Here is a 16,651-nt window from a genome sequence, read left to right as displayed (position 1 = left end):
GGCCATGCAAGGCCCTGCGGCATGCTTCATGCGGCATGCTTCTTCCCCGAGTCGAACCAGTTCGCTCGGGGTTTTGCGTTTTAAGCCGGTTTTTTCAGATAGAGCCGGTTTCAGGCTCAATACGAGGCGAAGACGGACTGGATTTCGGGGCGGGAGAGCCGGCTTCCGATGGATAGCATCAGCAGTATGCGGGCCTTCCATGGAGAAAGGCTGTCCGTCCAGATTTGCCCTGGGGCGCTTTCAGTCGGGACGAGCATGCCGCAATTGACGCGGCTTGCCCGCACCACGGCAAGCCCGGCCGCGGCTACGGAAGCCAGTTCGGCCTCTACTGCCTGGCTGGCGGTGCTGTTGCCGGTGCCGGCCCAGACCAGGCCCCGGGCGCCGGCGGCGCGCGCCGCCTGTATGGCGTCAATGGGAAAACCGGCATAAGCGGCCAGGATGTCTACCCGTGCCAGCGGCGTAGCGGGACTAAAGCGAGTGTCCATGGTGTGCGCGCGATCGGAGGCGGCCAGCCAGGTGATGCGGCCGTCATGCACCAGGCCTTGAGGGCCGGTGTTGGGCGCGCCGAATGCATCGGGGCGCAGAGTATCGAGTTTGGCGACTTCCCGCGCACCGAAAACGGCATGGTTCATGGCAACCAGGACGCCTCTGCCCCGCGCCCCGGGGTGGGCCGCCACGGTGACGGCATTCAGCAGGTTGATAGGCCCGTCGGCCGACAAGGCCGTAGCGGGCCGCATGGCGCCGGTGAGCACCACGGGCTTGGCGGTTTTGAGAGTGAGGTGCAAGTAGTAGGCGGTTTCTTCCAGGGTGTCGGTGCCGTGGGTAATGACCACGCCGTCAATGTCGGAATCGTCGAGCACGGCCTGCAAGCGCACTGCCAGCGCCTGCCAGAAATCGGGGTCCGCGTCCTTGCTGTCTATGGAGGCGAACTGCTCGACGGTGATGTCCGCCTCGGCTTCAAGCCCCGGCACGGCGGCGCACAGCTCGGTGATTCCCAGCGCGCCGGCCCGGTAGCTCGCCGTTTGCCGGGGAGCCGCGCCTTTGCCGGCGATCGTTCCGCCGGTGGCGACAATACATATACGTTGCATGGCCACTTTTCAGACGGTCGACTTCTTGGCCTGCTTTTTCGTGGCCTGTACATCGGCGCGAAGATGCGCGGCAATCGCCTCGCTTGCTTTGCGTATGTGTTCGATCATCGCCTTCTTTGCCGCTTTGGCATTGCGGTCGTTCACGGCCTTGACGACGGCCCCCAATTCATCGAATCCCACTCCCAGGCGATTCGGTTCGGCCATGGCCGTAGCCTTGAGATACCCTACCCGATGCAGCAATTGCATGCCGAACGCATGGATGGTGTCGCTGCCGCATCCCGCGAGTATGGTTTCGGTGAACTGATTGGAGAACGACACCAGCTCGGGGATGTCTTTGTTGTCGACGGCCTTGCGCATCGCCTTATACAGGCTGGACAAGGACTGGATGCTTGCCGCGTCGGCGCGTTCGACGAAACGGCTGACCGCCTCGCCTTCGAGCATTTCGCGCAGCAGGTAGATGTCGGCCGCGTCTTCGGCGGTCAGCACAGCTACGCTGATGCGGCGGCGGGGGCCTACGGTAATGAGCTTTTCGGCCTGCAGCTGGCGCAGCGCCTCGCGCACCGAGGTGCGGCTTATTTGTAGAACTTCGCACAGGTCGCGGTCGATGAGGCGGTCGCCGGGCTTGTACAGGCCGGTCGCCAGGGCATTGCGCAGTTTCTCGACGGCATAATCCCGCACCAAAACGGGGTTTGAAATGATGCGCAGACTGTCAAGTTCCATTGTGGATTACCTATACTTTCGGCTTGTAATTGTAAGCTTCAGGCTATGTGGAAGGCAATCCCGCCCATACCGGTCGCCCATCCCGGCATGGGCTCATAGAACACCCTTCGAGCCGGCGTAGACGGCACGGCGCCCGCCAAGGCGACCCATGAGCTGACTTCGAGGCCGCCATTGCCGGCGTCTTCCCGGATGCTTGCATTGTCCAGGGCCGCCAATTCTGCATTGCGGCCATCTTCGAGCATGCGCAGAAAGGCCTCGTCCCATGCCTGGTTGACCCGGCCTTCCTCCGGCACGCCGATCCAGTGGGACAGCCCGCCACCCGCCATGATAACGACTCGTTCGGCCTGTGGGCGCGCTTCGCGGATGTAGTCGCCCAACATCCCGCCCAGCGCCCAGGCCTCGGCGGGAGAGGGGGCCGGATCGTACACCATATTGATATACAGCGGGACCGTGGGGATGCGATGCTGGGGATCGACGATATCGAGTGGAATGACGACGCCGTGGTCAGGCCGCAAGGGGTCGACCGGTTCGAGGCCCGGGCCGCGCTCCTGGACGAAACTCAGGAAGCCGCGGGCGAACTCGGGGTGGCCGGGGAATTCTTCGAGAGGCAGGCCCATGTCGCCGTAGGGCGTGAACGCCGCCGCGGTGCCGATCGCGATGGGTTGCGGCGTGCTCAGACGAAAGTTGTTCAGATGATCGCTGGTGATGTAGACCAGCAGGTCCGGCTCCAGCGCACGCACCCGGCGCCCGATTTCCTGCATGCCTTCCCAGACTTTCAATGCCTGCTCTTCCTGGCCGTCAGGGGCGCCCAGAACGTGAGACATGGCGAAAGCGCCGACGATGATGCCCATGGGTTATCTCCGATCGAAGTAATAGCTGATAGGGAATACGGCGACGGTCGGGCGGCCCGACCAGATCAGCCACTTGATGACGAGATTGCCCTGGATGCGCAACGCGGCAAGATCGTCGCGGCCGCCCGTGCGCAGCACGGGCCAGACATCCTTCGGCACGCCGAAACGCTCGAAGAGCGTTTCGGGGCTGGTGCGTATCAGCGCGCGATCCTGCGGCACGGCGATCAGGTGCTCGATCATCGCATGCACGCCCGGTGGAGCGGTGTCCATGTCAAAACTCCAGGGCCAGGAAGTTCTCGACCACGGAGCAGAATTCGGCCGTGGTTTCGATCATGGCCCAGTGGCCGCAGTGCGGCACGATATAGCCGCGGCTGTTCTCGAGCAGTTCCAGGAAGCGCAGCGCGCGCGCAATGGGCGACACGCCGTCTTCTTTGCCGTTCACCACCAGCACAGGATGCTTAATCGTGCGCAGCGCGTCCTCGTCGTAGACCAGGGTGCCTTTCTTCGTTTCGGCATTGATCGCCTTGAGCGCTTCGGCCGCCGCGGGGTCCGTCATCAATTCGTAGCGATACCGGATCATTTCCACCGTGGGCTTGAATCGGGGCGAAGTCAGCCCTTCGATGACCCGCCGCATTCCCTCGAGCGTGAAGTCGTAATTGAGCGTGTGCTGCAGATGAGGGGAAGGAACGGGCGGGATGGCCAGTCCGGCGCTGCCCATCAGCACGATGCGGTCGAGCAGCTCGGGGCGCTGCAAGGCTACGCCCAGCGCCGTGGCGCCGCCCATCGAATTGCCGACGACGGCGACCTTGGTCAGGCCCAGGGCTTCGATGAAGGCGACGATATGGTCGTTGCGGCTTTTCTGGTCGTAGGTGAAGTTCTCGGGTGAAGGCTTGTCGGTCTTGCCGAAGCCCACCATGTCGGGCGCGATGACTCGATAGCGCTTTGCCAGGATCTTGATGCACTCCTTCCAGTTGCCTACGCTGTCGGCGCCGGCGCCGCCGCCGTGCAGTAGAAGCAGCGGGGCGCCGCTGCCGGCTTCGAGGTAATGCGTGCGGATGCGGTTGGCTTGGATAAAGCAGGAAGATATGTTCATTTGGCGATCCTTCGTCCTAGCGCAGGTTCTCGAGGGTTTGGATTCCGCGGCCGTGGCGGCTGGCGACGCGGCGCCACTCCAGAAGGGTGGAGTCGGTTTCGCAGAGCATTTCGTCGACCCAGCCGAAGTCGTCGGCGTAAAAAGGCTCGGTCACTTCGCGCGCCCAGATGTCGTCGGCATTGAAGCCGTCCAGCCCGTGAGGCAGCAGGATGCGCTCGTACAGATCTTCAAAGCGGTTCTTGTCCTCTTCGCTGGAGACCTTGGAGCCGACGGTCTGGACATACAGATGGGTGCCTTCGTCGATGGGCACATACCATTCGAATTGGGTCGTACCGGCCACAGGGAAGGAGTCGACCTTGAGCACGCCGGGCAGCCAGATGGAGGTTCCCGCCGAAGCGGAGGTTCCGCTGACGTTTTCCGAGCGCGGACCGCGTATGACCACTTCGCCGTCGATGATGCCTTCCCAGACTGCATGATGCTTGGAAAAGTCGTCGGTCACGCCTTTGGGCCCGTCTGCGTCTTCGTGCAGGGTGACGGCGCCGGGCAGGCAGGTATGCCCCAGCGGAAAGTTGAAGGTGCGGAAGTGGCGCAGCGTGGAGTCTTTGTGAATGAAGATGTGCAGCGAGTCGAAGCCGTTCTCGGCGCCCAGTCGCCAATTGGAGTTCACCACTCGATGCTTGCCGAGAATCATCACATCGTCGTCGAGAAAGCCGGGGGGCACGTCGCAGGACAGATCGTGAACCATGTCTTCGTCGCCCAGGAAAACGAAGATCAGGCCCTTGGCCTCTTGCACAGGGTAGGTCGTGATCTTGCGGCGGCCGATGAGGCGGCTGTCGGGAGCGGCCAGGATGTTGACCAGCTCGCCGGTCTGGAAGCGATAGGTGTAGCCGTGATACCAGCAGGTGATGGTGTCTTTGGAATAGCACTCGACCTTTTGCGAAAGCGGCACGCCGCGGTGCAGACATCGGTCGCGCATGGCATAGACTTTGCCGTCGATGCGCTTGAGCAGCAGCTGCTCGCCGAGCAGTTTGATGACTTCCACGGAGCCTTCTTCGAGCTCCTTGGAAAATCGCACCGGGTACCAATGATTGCGGAATCCCAGTTTGGCTTCTACGTAGCCTCGCCAGTCGCCCACCATGTTGGCGACTTCTGGATTGACCAGCGGTGTTTCTGACATTGTGTGACCTCTAAAAGTGTATGTGGGGAAGACGCGCTTATGGTTTGCTGAACCACACGCCGTCGTCATAGACATCTACGGGGAAAGTGCGGATGGCCTGCTTGCAGGGCAGCCCGGTCGCCTTGCCCGTGCGAACGTCGAAACTGCCGCCGTGCAGCGGACAGTACAGTTGGTGTTCTTCCAGATCTCCTTCCGACAAGGACGCGATGGCATGGGTGCATTCGTCGTCGAGCAGATGGAATACACCTTCGGCGTTGCACAACACCATGGGATCGTGCCCCTCTATGTCCACCCGCTTCATCTGGCCGGGCGGAAGTTCCGAAACTTTGCAGAGCAGTACTCGAGATTGAGTCATGTTTTCTTGCCTCTATATTTTGGTGACTAGGCTGATTTGGTATTACTATAATACAAACATACATGAGCCACAACAGGATGAGGAACAAGTTCGTGAACCAGCAACATGACAATTCGCCGATCGTCATCGTCGGCGCCGGCCTGACGGGTATCAGCGCGGCCGAGGCGCTTCGGGCGGAGGGGTGGAAAGGGGAAATCGTGCTATTGAGCCAAGAGAAGGCGATGCCTTACGACAGGCCGCCGCTGTCGAAGGAGGCGCTGCGAGAGGCCGTGCCGCCGGAAAAGCTGCTATTGCGCGATCGCGATTTCTACGACGAGCAGCGCATCGACCTGCGCCTTGGCGTTGCCGCAGACGCCATCGATGTCGCCAGGAAGCAAGTGGCCTTGTCGGACGGCTCGAGCCTTGCCTATCAAAAACTGCTGCTGGCCACAGGATCCCGCGTACGCCAGGTCGAGCGGTTTCCCCATGGGGCCGCCCGCGTGCACTATCTGCGCGAGCTCGATGATTCGTCGAGGCTGCGCCAGGAAATGGCGCATGTGGCCGGACATGTACTCGTGGTCGGCGCAGGCATCATCGGCCTGGAAGTGGCCGCCGTAGCCGTGCAGAGGGGTCTGAAGGTGACGGTGATCGAACTCGGGGCGCGGCCCCTGGCGCGCGCGGCAAGCCCGGCTCTGGCCGATTTTCTGTCGGATGCGCATGCGCGCCATGGCGTGGACATCCGTTGCGGCGTGCGGATCATCGAGGCGAATCCCGCCGCCGACGGGTACGAAGTGCGCCTTTCCGACGAAACGTGCTTGCATGCCGACCTCGTGGTGGTCGGCGCCGGCGTTGTTCCCAACAGCGAACTGGCCCGAAGCGCCGGCATCGACACGGCGCCCGAGGGCGTCCGGGTCGACGGGCGGGGCCGCACGAACATTGCCGACGTATATGCCGCGGGCGAGGTGGCTTTTCACTACAACGAGCTTCATGGCGCCTATCGGCGCGAAGAGACGTGGCAGCATGCCATAAGCCATGGCGGCCACGTGGCGCGCTGCATGCTCGGCGCCGATGATGCATATGCCGAACCCATGTCGTACTGGACCGATCAGTACGACTACAGCGTCTTGGTGTTCGGTAGTCCGATGGGCGTGCGGGACGTGGTGCGGGGCGATGCGCGAAGCGGCAGCTTCATCGTCTTTCACGTGGACGAAGACGGCATATGTGGCCTGACCGCCGTCAATGCGGCACGAGAGCTGCGCAAATACAAGCCGCTGGTGTCGGCTCATGCTTCCGTGCCCGACGAGGTGATCCGGAATGTGGAGGAAGACCTCAGCCATCACTATGCCGCCAGGGCCTGACCCTTCTTGAAGAACTTCAATCCATCGATATATTCATGAGCCATTCAGAAATGCTGCCACTTACCATGCGTGCCGTCCGCCTCGATGAAACAGGGCCGCCCGAAAACCTGCATGTCGTAGAACAACCCGTGCCCGTGGCAGGACCGCATGATGTGTTGATTCGTACAGAGCTCGCCGGGATACTCTACGCGGATGCCGAGGCGCGGAAGGGAAGCTATTTCAAGCCTACGCGATTGCCGTGGTTCCCGGGCCGGGAGGTCGCGGGAACGGTCGTCGCGTGCGGGCAGGCGGTTGCGGATTTTCTACCCGGCGATCGCGTCATGGCAATCGTGCACGCGGGCGGATGCTATGCTGAATACGTACTGGCTTCGGTTGGCGGCGCGCCCAAGCCGGCCGCGGACCTGATCAAGCTGCCCGAGAACGTGGCGTTCGATCAAGGGCTTGTTTACCTTGCCAACTTCCGCCTGGCGCACCTTGTCGTGCATGCCCTTGCAAAAGTGCCCTGCGGTGCTTCCGTCGCCATCCATGGCGCGGCGGGCGGCATGGGGACGATGGTCACGCAGATATTGGCGGCGCTCGATTGCGATGTGACCGCCATATGCCGCGGCCGGCGCGAAGCGGACTTCTGCCTCGCCAACGGCGCTACGCGAGCGATAGACACGCTTGCCCACGACTATGTGGATTCTGTTCTCTGCGCCACCGGCGGAGGCGTCGATTTTTCCTTCAACGGGGTGGGCGGTGAAACGGTCAATCGCGATCCGCTGATTGTGAAGCCTTGCGGCGAAGTCATTCTGTATGGCTATGTTGCCGGAAAGACGCCGCTCGAACCGTTCGACGTCAACAAGACCTGGACGCTCAAGCTTTTCTCCGCCGCCGACTATCTCGCCACGCCGCATTTCGAGCAGGCGACCCAGGCGATGCTTGACTGGCTCGGGACGCAGCCCCTGCTGTCGGCGGGGGAGATCTTTCCTTTGTCTCGCGTCGCCGACGCGCATCGCGCGCTTGATGCCGGAAACCTGCTTTGCAAGCTTTGCCTGCGTCCGGATTAGCAAGCGGCCCGCAGGGCGAGCGGCCCCATTCCGTCCGTCCGGACGGAATGGGCGTCAGGGCAGTATGGTCTTGCTCAGATCGTCGCGGCCATCGATCAGCTTCTGCTCGCGCATGACGTCCCGCCACCAGTTCATCTGCTCGACCGAGATGCCCGTTTCCAGTGTCAGCGGCATGTCTATCGTCGCGGCTACCGGGGCGGGCAGCTTCAGGTACTTGACCATGGCCGCGCGCGTTTTCTCGTGATCGGTGATGGACAGTTCGGTCGCTTCGTCCAAAGCCTTGCGCATGGCTTCCACCACCTGGGGATTCTGCTGGGCATAGTCGCGCGTGGACGCGATGATGCTCGTCAGGGTCTTGGGCGGCACCGTGCCATTGAGGGACACCACCTGCTTGCCGGCCCTGGTGTTGACCAGGCGCACCAGCATCGGATCGACGGTGACCACGGCGTCGACGCTGGCGCTCTTGATCGCGTCGAAGTGCGACGGCACGGCGAGTTCGATGAAGGTCACGTCCTCGTACGAAACGCCGTTCTGGCCCAGGTAGTGCTGGAACATGATGTGCAGCAGGCCGCCCAGCGCGGGAACGCCGACCGTCTTGCCCTTGTAGTCGGCGGCGGATTCGATCCTGGAGTCCGGCGGAGCGACCACGCCGACGCGCGTGCCGCCCTCGGTCTCGGCGGCCAGCACACCCAGGCCGGCGAAGGTGACCAGGTCTATGCCGCTGTCCACCGCTTGTATCGTGTCGGGCACCGACAAGGCGGCTACGTCCAGCGATTTCGACAGCAGGCCCGCGGTCGTCAAGGAGGAAATGCCTATCGGGTGCAGTGTGACGTCCAGACCGTGTTTGGCGTAGATGCCTTCGTCGTAGGCGACGTAGACGGCGATGTAGTCGCCGATGGGCGGCACGCCCAGCTGCACTTTCTGTTGGGCAGCCGAGGCGACGGCGGCAACGCCCGCACAGGCGAGGCCGAAAACATAGGCGAGGCGGCGGACCGCGCTGAGGGTTGTCTTCATGGAATATCTCTCTAGGAATGAAAGTATTGCTGCAAGATCATGCCGTCTGGCGGCGCCAGCGCAACAGGAACCGGTCGGTGATGGAAAAAAGCAAAGAACTCGCATAGCCCAGGGCGCCGAGCAGCAGGATGCCGGCGAAAACGTCGGGCGCCCGGTAGGCGCGGCCGGCCAGCAATATCCATGTGCCCAGCCCCGGCTGTCCCGCCAGCATCTCGACCACGATGGTGAGGATCAGCGTGATGGTCAGGCTGACGCGCATGCCCGCGAGTATTTCCGGCATCGAGCTGGGCAGGGCGATGCGCATGATGATTTGCATGCGCGACATGCCGATGCTGTGCGCGAACTCATAGAGCGTGCGTTCCACGCTGGAAAAGCCGTGTATCGTGGACAGCAGCATGGGCCAGAGCGCGCCGAAGCAGATGACGGTGTAGACCATGCCGTCGCCCAGGCCGAACAAGGCGATGGCCACGGGAATGATGGCTGACGAGGGCAGGGGGCGCAGGGCTTCGAGCGTCGGCTCCAGGTAGGCGCGCAGCGTGCCGGACATGCCGATGACTGCGCCCAGGGCGATGCCGGCCAGCGAAGCCAGCAGCCATCCCAGAAGCATGCGTTCAGTCGTGGCCAGCAGCATGCCGGTCATGCGCCCGCTTTCCAGTCCGCGCATCAGGGCCGCCCAGGTGGCGTCGGGCCCGGGCAGGAAGATGCGCGGCACCAGTCCGGCGTCGGCGATGAGCTGCCAGAGCAGCAGCAGCGCGCACCAGACCAGTACGCTGGCCGTTTTCCAGCCGAGGCTGTTCAGGTAGCGTGTCATCGCGCGCCTCCCCGGGGGCGGGTGTAATCGAACCAGCGGCGCTGCAGGGCAAGCAGCGAGGCGTTCAGCGCCAGGCCGATCAAGCCTATCCAGACGAGATAGGCCAGCATGTACGCCGGGTTCAGAGACATGCGCGCCGTCATGATGCCGCTGCCCAGGCCGATGGGGTTGATGGTGATCTCGACCGTGATGGCCAGGATCAGCGCGATGCTCGCGCCCAGCCTCAGCGCGACAAACAGGGTGGGCAATGTGGCCGGCAGGATGATCTTGCGGATCTTGTCCCACAGGCTCAGCCGCAACAGGCTGGCGTACTCCTTCAACTGGGGTTCGACGCTGTTGATCGCGGAGCGGGTCAGTATCATGACCGGCCAGACCACGCTGAACGCGATGATGCTGGTTTCGAGCCGGTACCCGAAACCGAAGATCATCAGCGCGATCGGGATGAGCGCTACGGGCGGAATCGGGCGGCTGACCTCCACCGTGACTTCCATGAGACGGTCGAAGCTGCGGGAGAGGCCCAGAAACAGGCCGCTGACGATGCCCAGCGTACCGCCTATGGCCAGGCCGATCAGGGTGGCGGCGATGGTTTGCAGCGTGGCCGTCAGCATGGAGCCGTCCATCCAAAGCGAGAAGAAAGCGGCGGCGATTTGCGAAGGCGGGGCCAGGCTTGTGCCGGCCGAATCCGATACGGTGAACCAGCCTTCCCACATCACGATGAGTACGAGCGGCAGCCGGAGCCCGCGCGGGACGATGCGGCGGCGGGGGGAAGGAGTCGGTTCGCTGTCGCGCCGCGCCGCGGTCATTGCTCCGCCCCGCGTATGAAGTTGAAAAGCGTGTGCCGCATCTGCAGAAAGCCGGGTGTTTCGCGCGTCGTCAACTGGTCGCGGGGCCGGGGCAGGGTAGAGCCCAGGTCCACGCCCAGCCTGCCGGGGTGCGGCAGCAGACCGATGACGCGGTCGCCAAGGTAGGCGGCTTCTTCGAGATCGTGGGTGACAAAGAACACAGTGGTGCCCGTGTCGGCGACGATGGACTGCATTTCGTCCTGCAGGGCTTGCCGCGTCATTGCGTCCAGCGCCCCGAAGGGTTCGTCCATCAGCAGCAGGCGCGGCTGCTGAGCTAGGCAGCGCGCGATTTGCAGGCGCTGCTGCATGCCCCCCGACATTTCGGCGGGGTATGCGTCGTTCTTGCCCGCGAGCCCGACTTTGGCCAGCAGCGCGTCGATGCGCGCGCGGTGTTCCGAGCGAGGCACTTTGAAGGTATCCAGCACGAGCTGGATATTGCCCGCCGCCGTGCGCCACGGCAGCAAGGCCTTGCCATAGTCCTGGAACACCACGGCCACGTCGGGGCGCGGTCCCTTGACCGGTTCGCCGGCGTAGAACACCGAACCGCCCGTCGGCCGAGCGAGCCCGGCGATGAGCCGGAGCGTGGTGGTCTTGCCGCAGCCGGAAGGCCCGATGACGCACACGAACTCGCCCGCTCCGAACGTAAAGCTCAGATCCTTGATAATTTCCTGCCCCTTGATCATGAGATCGACGTTGCGGAATTCCACCAATGGCTGATCGTTCGGGGCGGGCATGCGAGTCATAGGAAATCGGTGATCGGGAGACGGTTCGTCTTGGACAAAGCCGGCGGTCAGTTTGTGGGATTGTAATATTGTAGTACCAGATTTCGCCGGAATGACATGTGGCCGCCCATATCCAGGGTTTTTACTTAGAAGCTCTGGATGTCGCTGTGGCGCGGGACTGCTTGGCTATGAGAAGAGGAAAGATGAGGGCTGTCGAAGGCAAAAGGCGTAAGCCTTCGGGGCAGGGATGGCTCATAAATCGCCGATCGTCCTGCCCATCTCAATGATGCGCGTCCGCATCCACTGCTGCAGCCTGTCTCCGTCATCGCGTTCGTGCCAGACCAGCGTCAAGGTAACAGGAGCGAGATTCAACGGCAGCTCAAACGTCTGCAACGGAAACAGTTCGCAGGCTTTGAGGCCCAGGGTTCTGGGTGCGGTAAGCAGCAGATCGGATTGAGCCACCGCCGCCGCGGCCGTGACAAAGCCGGGCAGACTGAGTGCAACGGTGCGCTTCACGCCTTGGGCGACCAGCGCCCGCTCCAGAAGAACGTTGGTGCCGGTCTCGATGGCGGCATGAGCCGCCTCGCTATATTCTTTCAGGCTTATTCTCTTTCCGCGCGGCTTGCGCCGGATACTGCACACCCCCACCAAAGTGTTGGAAAAGAGGTCCTGTGTGCGGAATTCGCGTCCCAAAGGGGTGCCGACGACGTCCAGAAGAGCGTCGACCCCGCCGTTGCGCAAGCCGCCATAGGCGTCCGCCATGCCGCTGGAAACGTCGACGGATACCCGTGGAGCGGCTCTGGTGATATCCGCCAGGACCGAAGTCAGGACAACCATGACGGCGCCTTCAGTGGCCTTGAGCCTCAGCTTGCCGGTCGCCTGTTGCGGATCGAATTCGCCTTCGTTCAGCATGTCCCGCACAGACTCGAGCAGCGCTTCGATCTCGGCCGCCAACGCTTTGCCTCGGGCCGTAAGCAGCATTTCGTTTCCCGAGCGCACGAGCAGGCGATCACGGAAGAGTTCGCGTGCGCGAGCCAGGGCATGGCTTACGGCGGGCTGGCTCATGTGAAGCTGAGTGGCGGCCCGGGTAAGGTTTCGTTCCTTCAGCACTGCCGCGGTGATCACGAGCAGATTCAGGTCGACGTTGCGCAGATTCGTCCTATGCATAACCTATATTTTTACTATGCAGTTCACATATATGTCCACGCTGGCTACGCTTCCAGAACGTCCGGCCCGAGCGGCGGCGATATAAACATATCCGGAGGAAGCAAAAAATGTCCACCACAACAACTGGCCTGCGCCATATAGACAGCAGTGATGCCCGTTACGAGCCCGTGAACGTCCACGGCAGCATCATGCAGAAAGCTGTGATATTCGAGGGCAACTACGATGTCCGGTCGGGCTTCTACCGCCTGGAGAAGGGGCATGTGATCAGGCGCCACATTCACACCAAATGGGTTCAGGTCATGGTCGTGAAGGGCTGTATGAAAGTGGAGCAGGACGGGTCCGGGGTCATCGAGGCGAAGTCGGGCAGCGTGTACTTTCTGGATCCGCATCATCCCCATACTGAAACTGCGCTGGAGGAAACAGTGGTACTGGTGACCCAGGGCGAAGATCGCCCGGGCTGGTAGTCCGCCGCCATCCGGCCAGCCGGCCCGGCGCCCGCAGGCGCGCCGATTTTTTCTCGTCTTGCTTATCAAGGAGGTTGCCGTGCAACTTCGCAGAACACTATTCGCCTTTGCCCTTTCGGCCGCGATGTCGACTCAAGCCTTTGCCGACGTAAAGATCGGCGTCATTACTTCGGGAACCGGGCCCATGTCGCTTATCGGAATCCCGCAAAAAAACAGCGTGGCTCTATTGCCCGCCGAGGTGTCGGGCCAGCCGGTTCAATATATATCTCTGGACGACAAAAGCGACCCGACGGCCACGGTAAGCGCGTTCAAGAAGCTGGTCAACGAAGACAATGTCGACGCCATTATCGGCCCCACCGGTACGCCGAATGCCATGGCGGTGATGCAGTTCGCGGCGGAGACCGGGACGCCGGTGTTGACGTTGTCGGGCGGCGCGGCGGTCGTCGTTCCCATGACCGAAGAGAAAAAATGGATGTTCAAGCCGTCCCAGAATGACGACATCATCGCTAAGGCCTTGGTCCAGGACATGGTCGACCGCAAGGTCAGGACCCTGGGGGTCATCGGAACCGCCGATTCGTTCGGCGAAAATTGGAGCCAGGTGATTGGCCGCTTGACCCGCGAGCACGACATAAAGATAGTCGGCAATGAGCGGTTCAATCGACCGGATACATCGGTAACGGGGCAAAGCTTGAGGATACGGGCGGCCAATCCCGATGCGGTACTGGTCGCCGCACCGGGAGCGAGTGCCGTACTGCCGCAGGCGACCTTGCGGGACCACGGCTATAAAGGACGCATCTACCAAACGCACGGCGCGGCAATGGACAGTTTCCTACAACTGGGCGGAAGCAATGTGGAAGACACCATCCTGGCGGCCAGCCTGATGCTGGTGGTGGAAGAAGTGTCCGACGAACATCCTTCAAAAGCGGTTGCCACGCGGTATATGCAGGCGTACAAAGAACGTTATGGTGTGGTGCCGGCAACATTCGGCGCCGCGGTCTACGATTCCGGCCTGCTGCTATCCCATGCCATCCCGGAGGCGCTGAAGCGTGCGAAGCCCGGTACCCCCGAGTTCCGCTCCGCTTTGCGCGACGCTTTGGAAAATACGCAAGAGCTTGCGGGAACCCAGGGCGTATACACCATTACTCCTGAAGACCATAGCGGTTTCGACGAGCGGGGGCGGGTCCTCATCACGGTGAAAGAGGGCGGCTGGAAGCTGTTGAAGGAGTAAAACGCTGCCCCGCTCCGGCGCCGCTATTCCTTGTTTTCCGGGGCAGCTTTGGCTTTAGGCTTCGGTTTGAACGGAAACGCTGTTCCGGAAGCGCCGGGCTTGGCGGGAATCTTCAGCGATAACGCCATGGCGGCCAGCAGTGCGGTGACCGTGAAGCCGAGAGACCAGGCGATGGGTATCTTGTAGATGTCTATGAGCAGCATCTTGGCGCCGATGAAGACCAGGATGACTGCGAGCCCGTATGACAGCAAGTGGAACCGCTCATGCATGCCCGCCAACAGAAAATACATTGCCCTCAGTCCGAGTATCGCAAAGACATTCGACGTGAGCACGATGAAGGGGTCGGTCGTAATCGCAAAAATCGCCGGGATCGAGTCTACCGCGAACACGACGTCCACAATGCCGATGAGCAGAATCACGACCAATAAGGGCGTAGCCATTCTTACGCCATGGGCTGTCGTGAAGAACTTTTCACCGTCGTAGTCGGGCGAGACCTTCATGCGCTTGTTCACCCAGCGCAGCGCCGGATTGTTCCCAAGGTCGGGCTCCTGGCCAGCCGCCCGCCACATTTTTACTCCTGTGAACAACAGGAATGCGCCGAACACGTACATGAGCCAGTGAAACCGGACGATCAGCCAAGCGCCGATCAGGATCATGACGGCGCGCAGAACGAGCGCGCTCAGAATCCCGATCATCAGAGCCCGCTTCTGAAAAGGCGCGGGCACGGCGAAATAGGTGAAGATCATCAGGAAGACAAAGATATTGTCGACCGCGAGCGCCTTCTCCACCAGATAGCCGGTCACGAACTCCAGCGCTTTTGCGTCCGCCAGCTCCCGCAAACCGGGGTCGAGGCCGGTGCCGCCTAGATACCACCACAGCCAGCCCACGAACAGAAACGACACCGCCACCCAGATCAACGACCATATGGTCGCTTCCCGCATGCTGACGGTGTGCGAACCTTGCCGGTTGAGTGCCAGAAAATCGATTGCGAGCGCAATCAGGACGAACGCTGTAAAAAGCGTCCACATCAAGGGTGTAGCGATCGAGGTCATCGTAGACGAGTTCCGCCACCCAGGCCGGCAACGCTTGGGCGATAAATTTTCGGAAACCTCGCTGGTCTCGCCGCTTAGGACGCGTTGTGTCCTGAGATACGGCACCGAACACCGGTGGCTGCCAATCGACCAGTGTCGTAATGACGGCGCCGTAAGCACCACGCACTTGGGCGCATGTGCCAGCTACTCCCCTTTGAGAGGGTTAGGAGTAAAGCAGAAAACGCGTGCCATCGTCAACTCTTTTTTCGCCGGCCGGGCGTAGCTCGGATCCTCGCGGCTTCATAAAGCTCCGGAGTGGAAATATCTACGATCGACTGTGGTGCATCGATATTGAGCATTGAAATCGAAACTTGAATAAAAAATCGATAAAATGGAAAATGTCGATCGCGGGTTTCATTGAACCAACTGGCCGAGAGAAGCCGGTACAACGAAAAGAGCCGAGTTTTCCAAGAAAACTCATTGTCAGCAGACAGCTTTTGGCGGTCGCTGAGTCAACCGGAGACATAAATGAAAAGGATATTCAGAACCGTGGCGGCGCTCGGCTGCTTGGCCGTGGCCGCCGCGGCCCATGCGGCAGAGCCCTTCAAGATCGGCCTCATTCTGCCCATGTCGGGGCCGTTCGCTTCGTTCGGGAAGCAGATCGAGGCCGGCGCGCGGCTGTATATGGAGCAACACGGCGATACCGTCGCGGGCCGCAAGATCCAGATCATTGTCAAGGACGACGGCGGGGTTCAGCCCGAACTCACCAAGCGCCTGGCACAGGAACTGGTCGTGAAGGAGGGTGTCGAGGCGCTGGCCGGCTTCGGGCTTACGCCGCTGGCATTTGCGACGGCTCCGATCGCAACGCAGGCGAAGGTGCCGATGGTGGTCATGTCCGCCAGCACGTCGTCCATCGTCGACAAATCGCCCTACATTGTCCGCACGTCGATGACCGAGGCGCAGGTGACGGCGCCCATCGCGGATTGGGCCGCCAAAGATCCGAAGGCCAATATCAAAACGGTGGTGACGCTGGTCTCCGACTACGGTCCGGGCCTGGACTCCGAGAAGGTCTTCGTAAAGCGCTATACCGACGCAGGGGGCAAGGTACTGGACTCGATACGCGTGCCGTTGGTGGGGCCCGATTTCTCGCCGTTCATGCAGCGCGTGAAGGACTTGCAGCCCGACGGCCTGTTTGTGTTCCTGCCGCCGGGCCCGGGCGTTACTCTGATGAAGCAGTTTGTCGAGCGCGGGCTGCGTGATGCCGGCATCCAGCTCATGTCCACCGGCGGCTTGCTCGACGACTATTTCATGCCCACGATAGGCGACGAGGCGTTGGGCACGGTCACCTCGGGGCATTACTCGGCTGCGCACGATTCGCCCGAGAACAAGGCCTATGTCGAGGCTTTCCGCGCTTTCGTGAAGGATTCGATGCGTCCCAATTTCATGTCCGTCGGCGGTTACGACGGCATGCATGTGATCTACGCCGCGCTTCAGAAAGCGGGGCCGGATGCCACGGGGCAGCAGCTCGTAGAGGCGATGAAGGGCCTGGAATGGACGAGCCCGCGGGGCCCCGTCAGCATCGATCCCGAAACGCGTGATGTCGTGCAGAACGTGTATCTGCGCCGCACCGAGAAAGTCGACGGCAAGCTCTACAACATCGAATTCGACAAGGTCGAGAAATTCAAGGACCCCGGGGTTTGAG

General features: G+C 61.8%; 18 protein-coding genes. 5 read left to right on the top strand and 13 right to left on the bottom strand.

Annotated elements, in window-relative coordinates; genetic code table 11:
- Positions 1-116: 116 nt before the first annotated feature.
- The 7 genes from CSC67_RS02670 to CSC67_RS02640 are packed head-to-tail and all read right to left on the bottom strand — an operon-like array spanning position 117 to position 5,284.
- Positions 117-1,088 carry an asparaginase gene (locus CSC67_RS02670; protein WP_118992953.1) on the bottom strand — a complete coding sequence of 324 codons (972 nt, stop codon included), beginning with the start codon at positions 1,086-1,088 and terminating at the stop codon, positions 117-119.
- 9 nt (positions 1,089-1,097) lie between these two features.
- Positions 1,098-1,808 (bottom strand): GntR family transcriptional regulator, encoded by a 711-nt coding sequence (locus CSC67_RS02665; protein WP_209304251.1) that lies wholly within the window; start codon positions 1,806-1,808, stop codon positions 1,098-1,100.
- 38 nt (positions 1,809-1,846) lie between these two features.
- Positions 1,847-2,659 (bottom strand): DODA-type extradiol aromatic ring-opening family dioxygenase, encoded by an 813-nt coding sequence (locus CSC67_RS02660; protein WP_118992952.1) that lies wholly within the window; start codon positions 2,657-2,659, stop codon positions 1,847-1,849.
- A 3-nt stretch (positions 2,660-2,662) separates the two neighbouring features.
- Entirely contained in the window at positions 2,663-2,929 is a 267-nt protein-coding gene (locus CSC67_RS02655) for a hypothetical protein (RefSeq protein WP_118992951.1), read from the bottom strand.
- 1 nt (position 2,930) lies between these two features.
- Positions 2,931-3,752 (bottom strand): alpha/beta fold hydrolase, encoded by an 822-nt coding sequence (locus CSC67_RS02650; protein ID WP_118992950.1) that lies wholly within the window; start codon positions 3,750-3,752, stop codon positions 2,931-2,933.
- 16 nt (positions 3,753-3,768) lie between these two features.
- Positions 3,769-4,929 (bottom strand): Rieske 2Fe-2S domain-containing protein, encoded by a 1,161-nt coding sequence (locus CSC67_RS02645; protein ID WP_118992949.1) that lies wholly within the window; start codon positions 4,927-4,929, stop codon positions 3,769-3,771.
- A 37-nt stretch (positions 4,930-4,966) separates the two neighbouring features.
- Positions 4,967-5,284 (bottom strand): non-heme iron oxygenase ferredoxin subunit, encoded by a 318-nt coding sequence (locus CSC67_RS02640; protein WP_118992948.1) that lies wholly within the window; start codon positions 5,282-5,284, stop codon positions 4,967-4,969.
- 92 nt (positions 5,285-5,376) lie between these two features.
- Between CSC67_RS02640 and CSC67_RS02635 the strand changes: the two genes are divergently transcribed.
- Together CSC67_RS02635 and CSC67_RS02630 are read left to right on the top strand one after the other, a co-directional pair.
- Positions 5,377-6,621, top strand: coding sequence for an NAD(P)/FAD-dependent oxidoreductase (locus tag CSC67_RS02635; RefSeq protein WP_167752726.1), 1,245 nt, complete (start codon positions 5,377-5,379; stop codon positions 6,619-6,621).
- 35 nt (positions 6,622-6,656) lie between these two features.
- Positions 6,657-7,670: a quinone oxidoreductase family protein gene (locus CSC67_RS02630; RefSeq protein WP_167752725.1), complete on the top strand. Its 1,014-nt coding sequence runs from the start codon at positions 6,657-6,659 to the stop codon at positions 7,668-7,670.
- 54 nt (positions 7,671-7,724) lie between these two features.
- Here CSC67_RS02630 and CSC67_RS02625 read toward each other — a convergent pair whose 3' ends face one another.
- The 5 genes from CSC67_RS02625 to CSC67_RS02605 form a co-directional block, all read right to left on the bottom strand.
- Positions 7,725-8,684: an ABC transporter substrate-binding protein gene (locus tag CSC67_RS02625; RefSeq protein ID WP_167752724.1), complete on the bottom strand. Its 960-nt coding sequence runs from the start codon at positions 8,682-8,684 to the stop codon at positions 7,725-7,727.
- Between the two features lie 37 nt (positions 8,685-8,721).
- Positions 8,722-9,495, bottom strand: coding sequence for an ABC transporter permease (locus CSC67_RS02620; protein WP_118992944.1), 774 nt, complete (start codon positions 9,493-9,495; stop codon positions 8,722-8,724).
- Positions 9,492-10,298 carry an ABC transporter permease gene (locus tag CSC67_RS02615; RefSeq protein ID WP_118992943.1) on the bottom strand — a complete coding sequence of 269 codons (807 nt, stop codon included), beginning with the start codon at positions 10,296-10,298 and terminating at the stop codon, positions 9,492-9,494. Before CSC67_RS02615 ends, CSC67_RS02620 begins: the two co-directional genes overlap by 4 nt.
- A complete protein-coding gene (locus tag CSC67_RS02610) occupies positions 10,295-11,080 on the bottom strand; it encodes an ABC transporter ATP-binding protein (RefSeq protein ID WP_118992942.1) in 786 nt (261 codons plus the stop codon). Before CSC67_RS02610 ends, CSC67_RS02615 begins: the two co-directional genes overlap by 4 nt.
- A 231-nt stretch (positions 11,081-11,311) precedes the next feature.
- On the bottom strand, positions 11,312-12,226 hold the full coding sequence (locus CSC67_RS02605) for a LysR family transcriptional regulator (protein WP_118992941.1): 915 nt from the start codon (positions 12,224-12,226) through the stop codon (positions 11,312-11,314).
- Between the two features lie 107 nt (positions 12,227-12,333).
- Here CSC67_RS02605 and CSC67_RS02600 point away from each other — a divergent pair, with 107 nt between their 5' ends.
- Positions 12,334-12,690 (top strand): cupin domain-containing protein, encoded by a 357-nt coding sequence (locus CSC67_RS02600; protein WP_118992940.1) that lies wholly within the window; start codon positions 12,334-12,336, stop codon positions 12,688-12,690.
- A 124-nt stretch (positions 12,691-12,814) separates the two neighbouring features.
- Positions 12,815-13,918, top strand: a complete 1,104-nt coding sequence (locus CSC67_RS02595) for an ABC transporter substrate-binding protein (RefSeq protein WP_118993181.1) — start codon at positions 12,815-12,817, stop codon at positions 13,916-13,918.
- 23 nt (positions 13,919-13,941) lie between these two features.
- On the opposite strand, the gene CSC67_RS02590 is transcribed toward CSC67_RS02595, so the two are convergent.
- On the bottom strand, positions 13,942-14,970 hold the full coding sequence (locus tag CSC67_RS02590; protein ID WP_118992939.1) for a TerC family protein: 1,029 nt from the start codon (positions 14,968-14,970) through the stop codon (positions 13,942-13,944).
- 507 nt (positions 14,971-15,477) lie between these two features.
- Between CSC67_RS02590 and CSC67_RS02585 the strand changes: the two genes are divergently transcribed.
- Positions 15,478-16,650 (top strand): ABC transporter substrate-binding protein, encoded by a 1,173-nt coding sequence (locus tag CSC67_RS02585; protein WP_118992938.1) that lies wholly within the window; start codon positions 15,478-15,480, stop codon positions 16,648-16,650.
- The last annotated feature ends 1 nt before the right edge of the window (position 16,651 follow it).

This window comes from Pusillimonas caeni (genome assembly GCF_003545815.1).
In the GTDB taxonomy this organism is placed as follows: Bacteria; Pseudomonadota; Gammaproteobacteria; order Burkholderiales; family Burkholderiaceae_B; genus Pusillimonas; species Pusillimonas caeni.
Note: the sequence above shows the minus strand (reverse complement) of the source record. Positions and strands in the feature narration are given on the sequence as shown.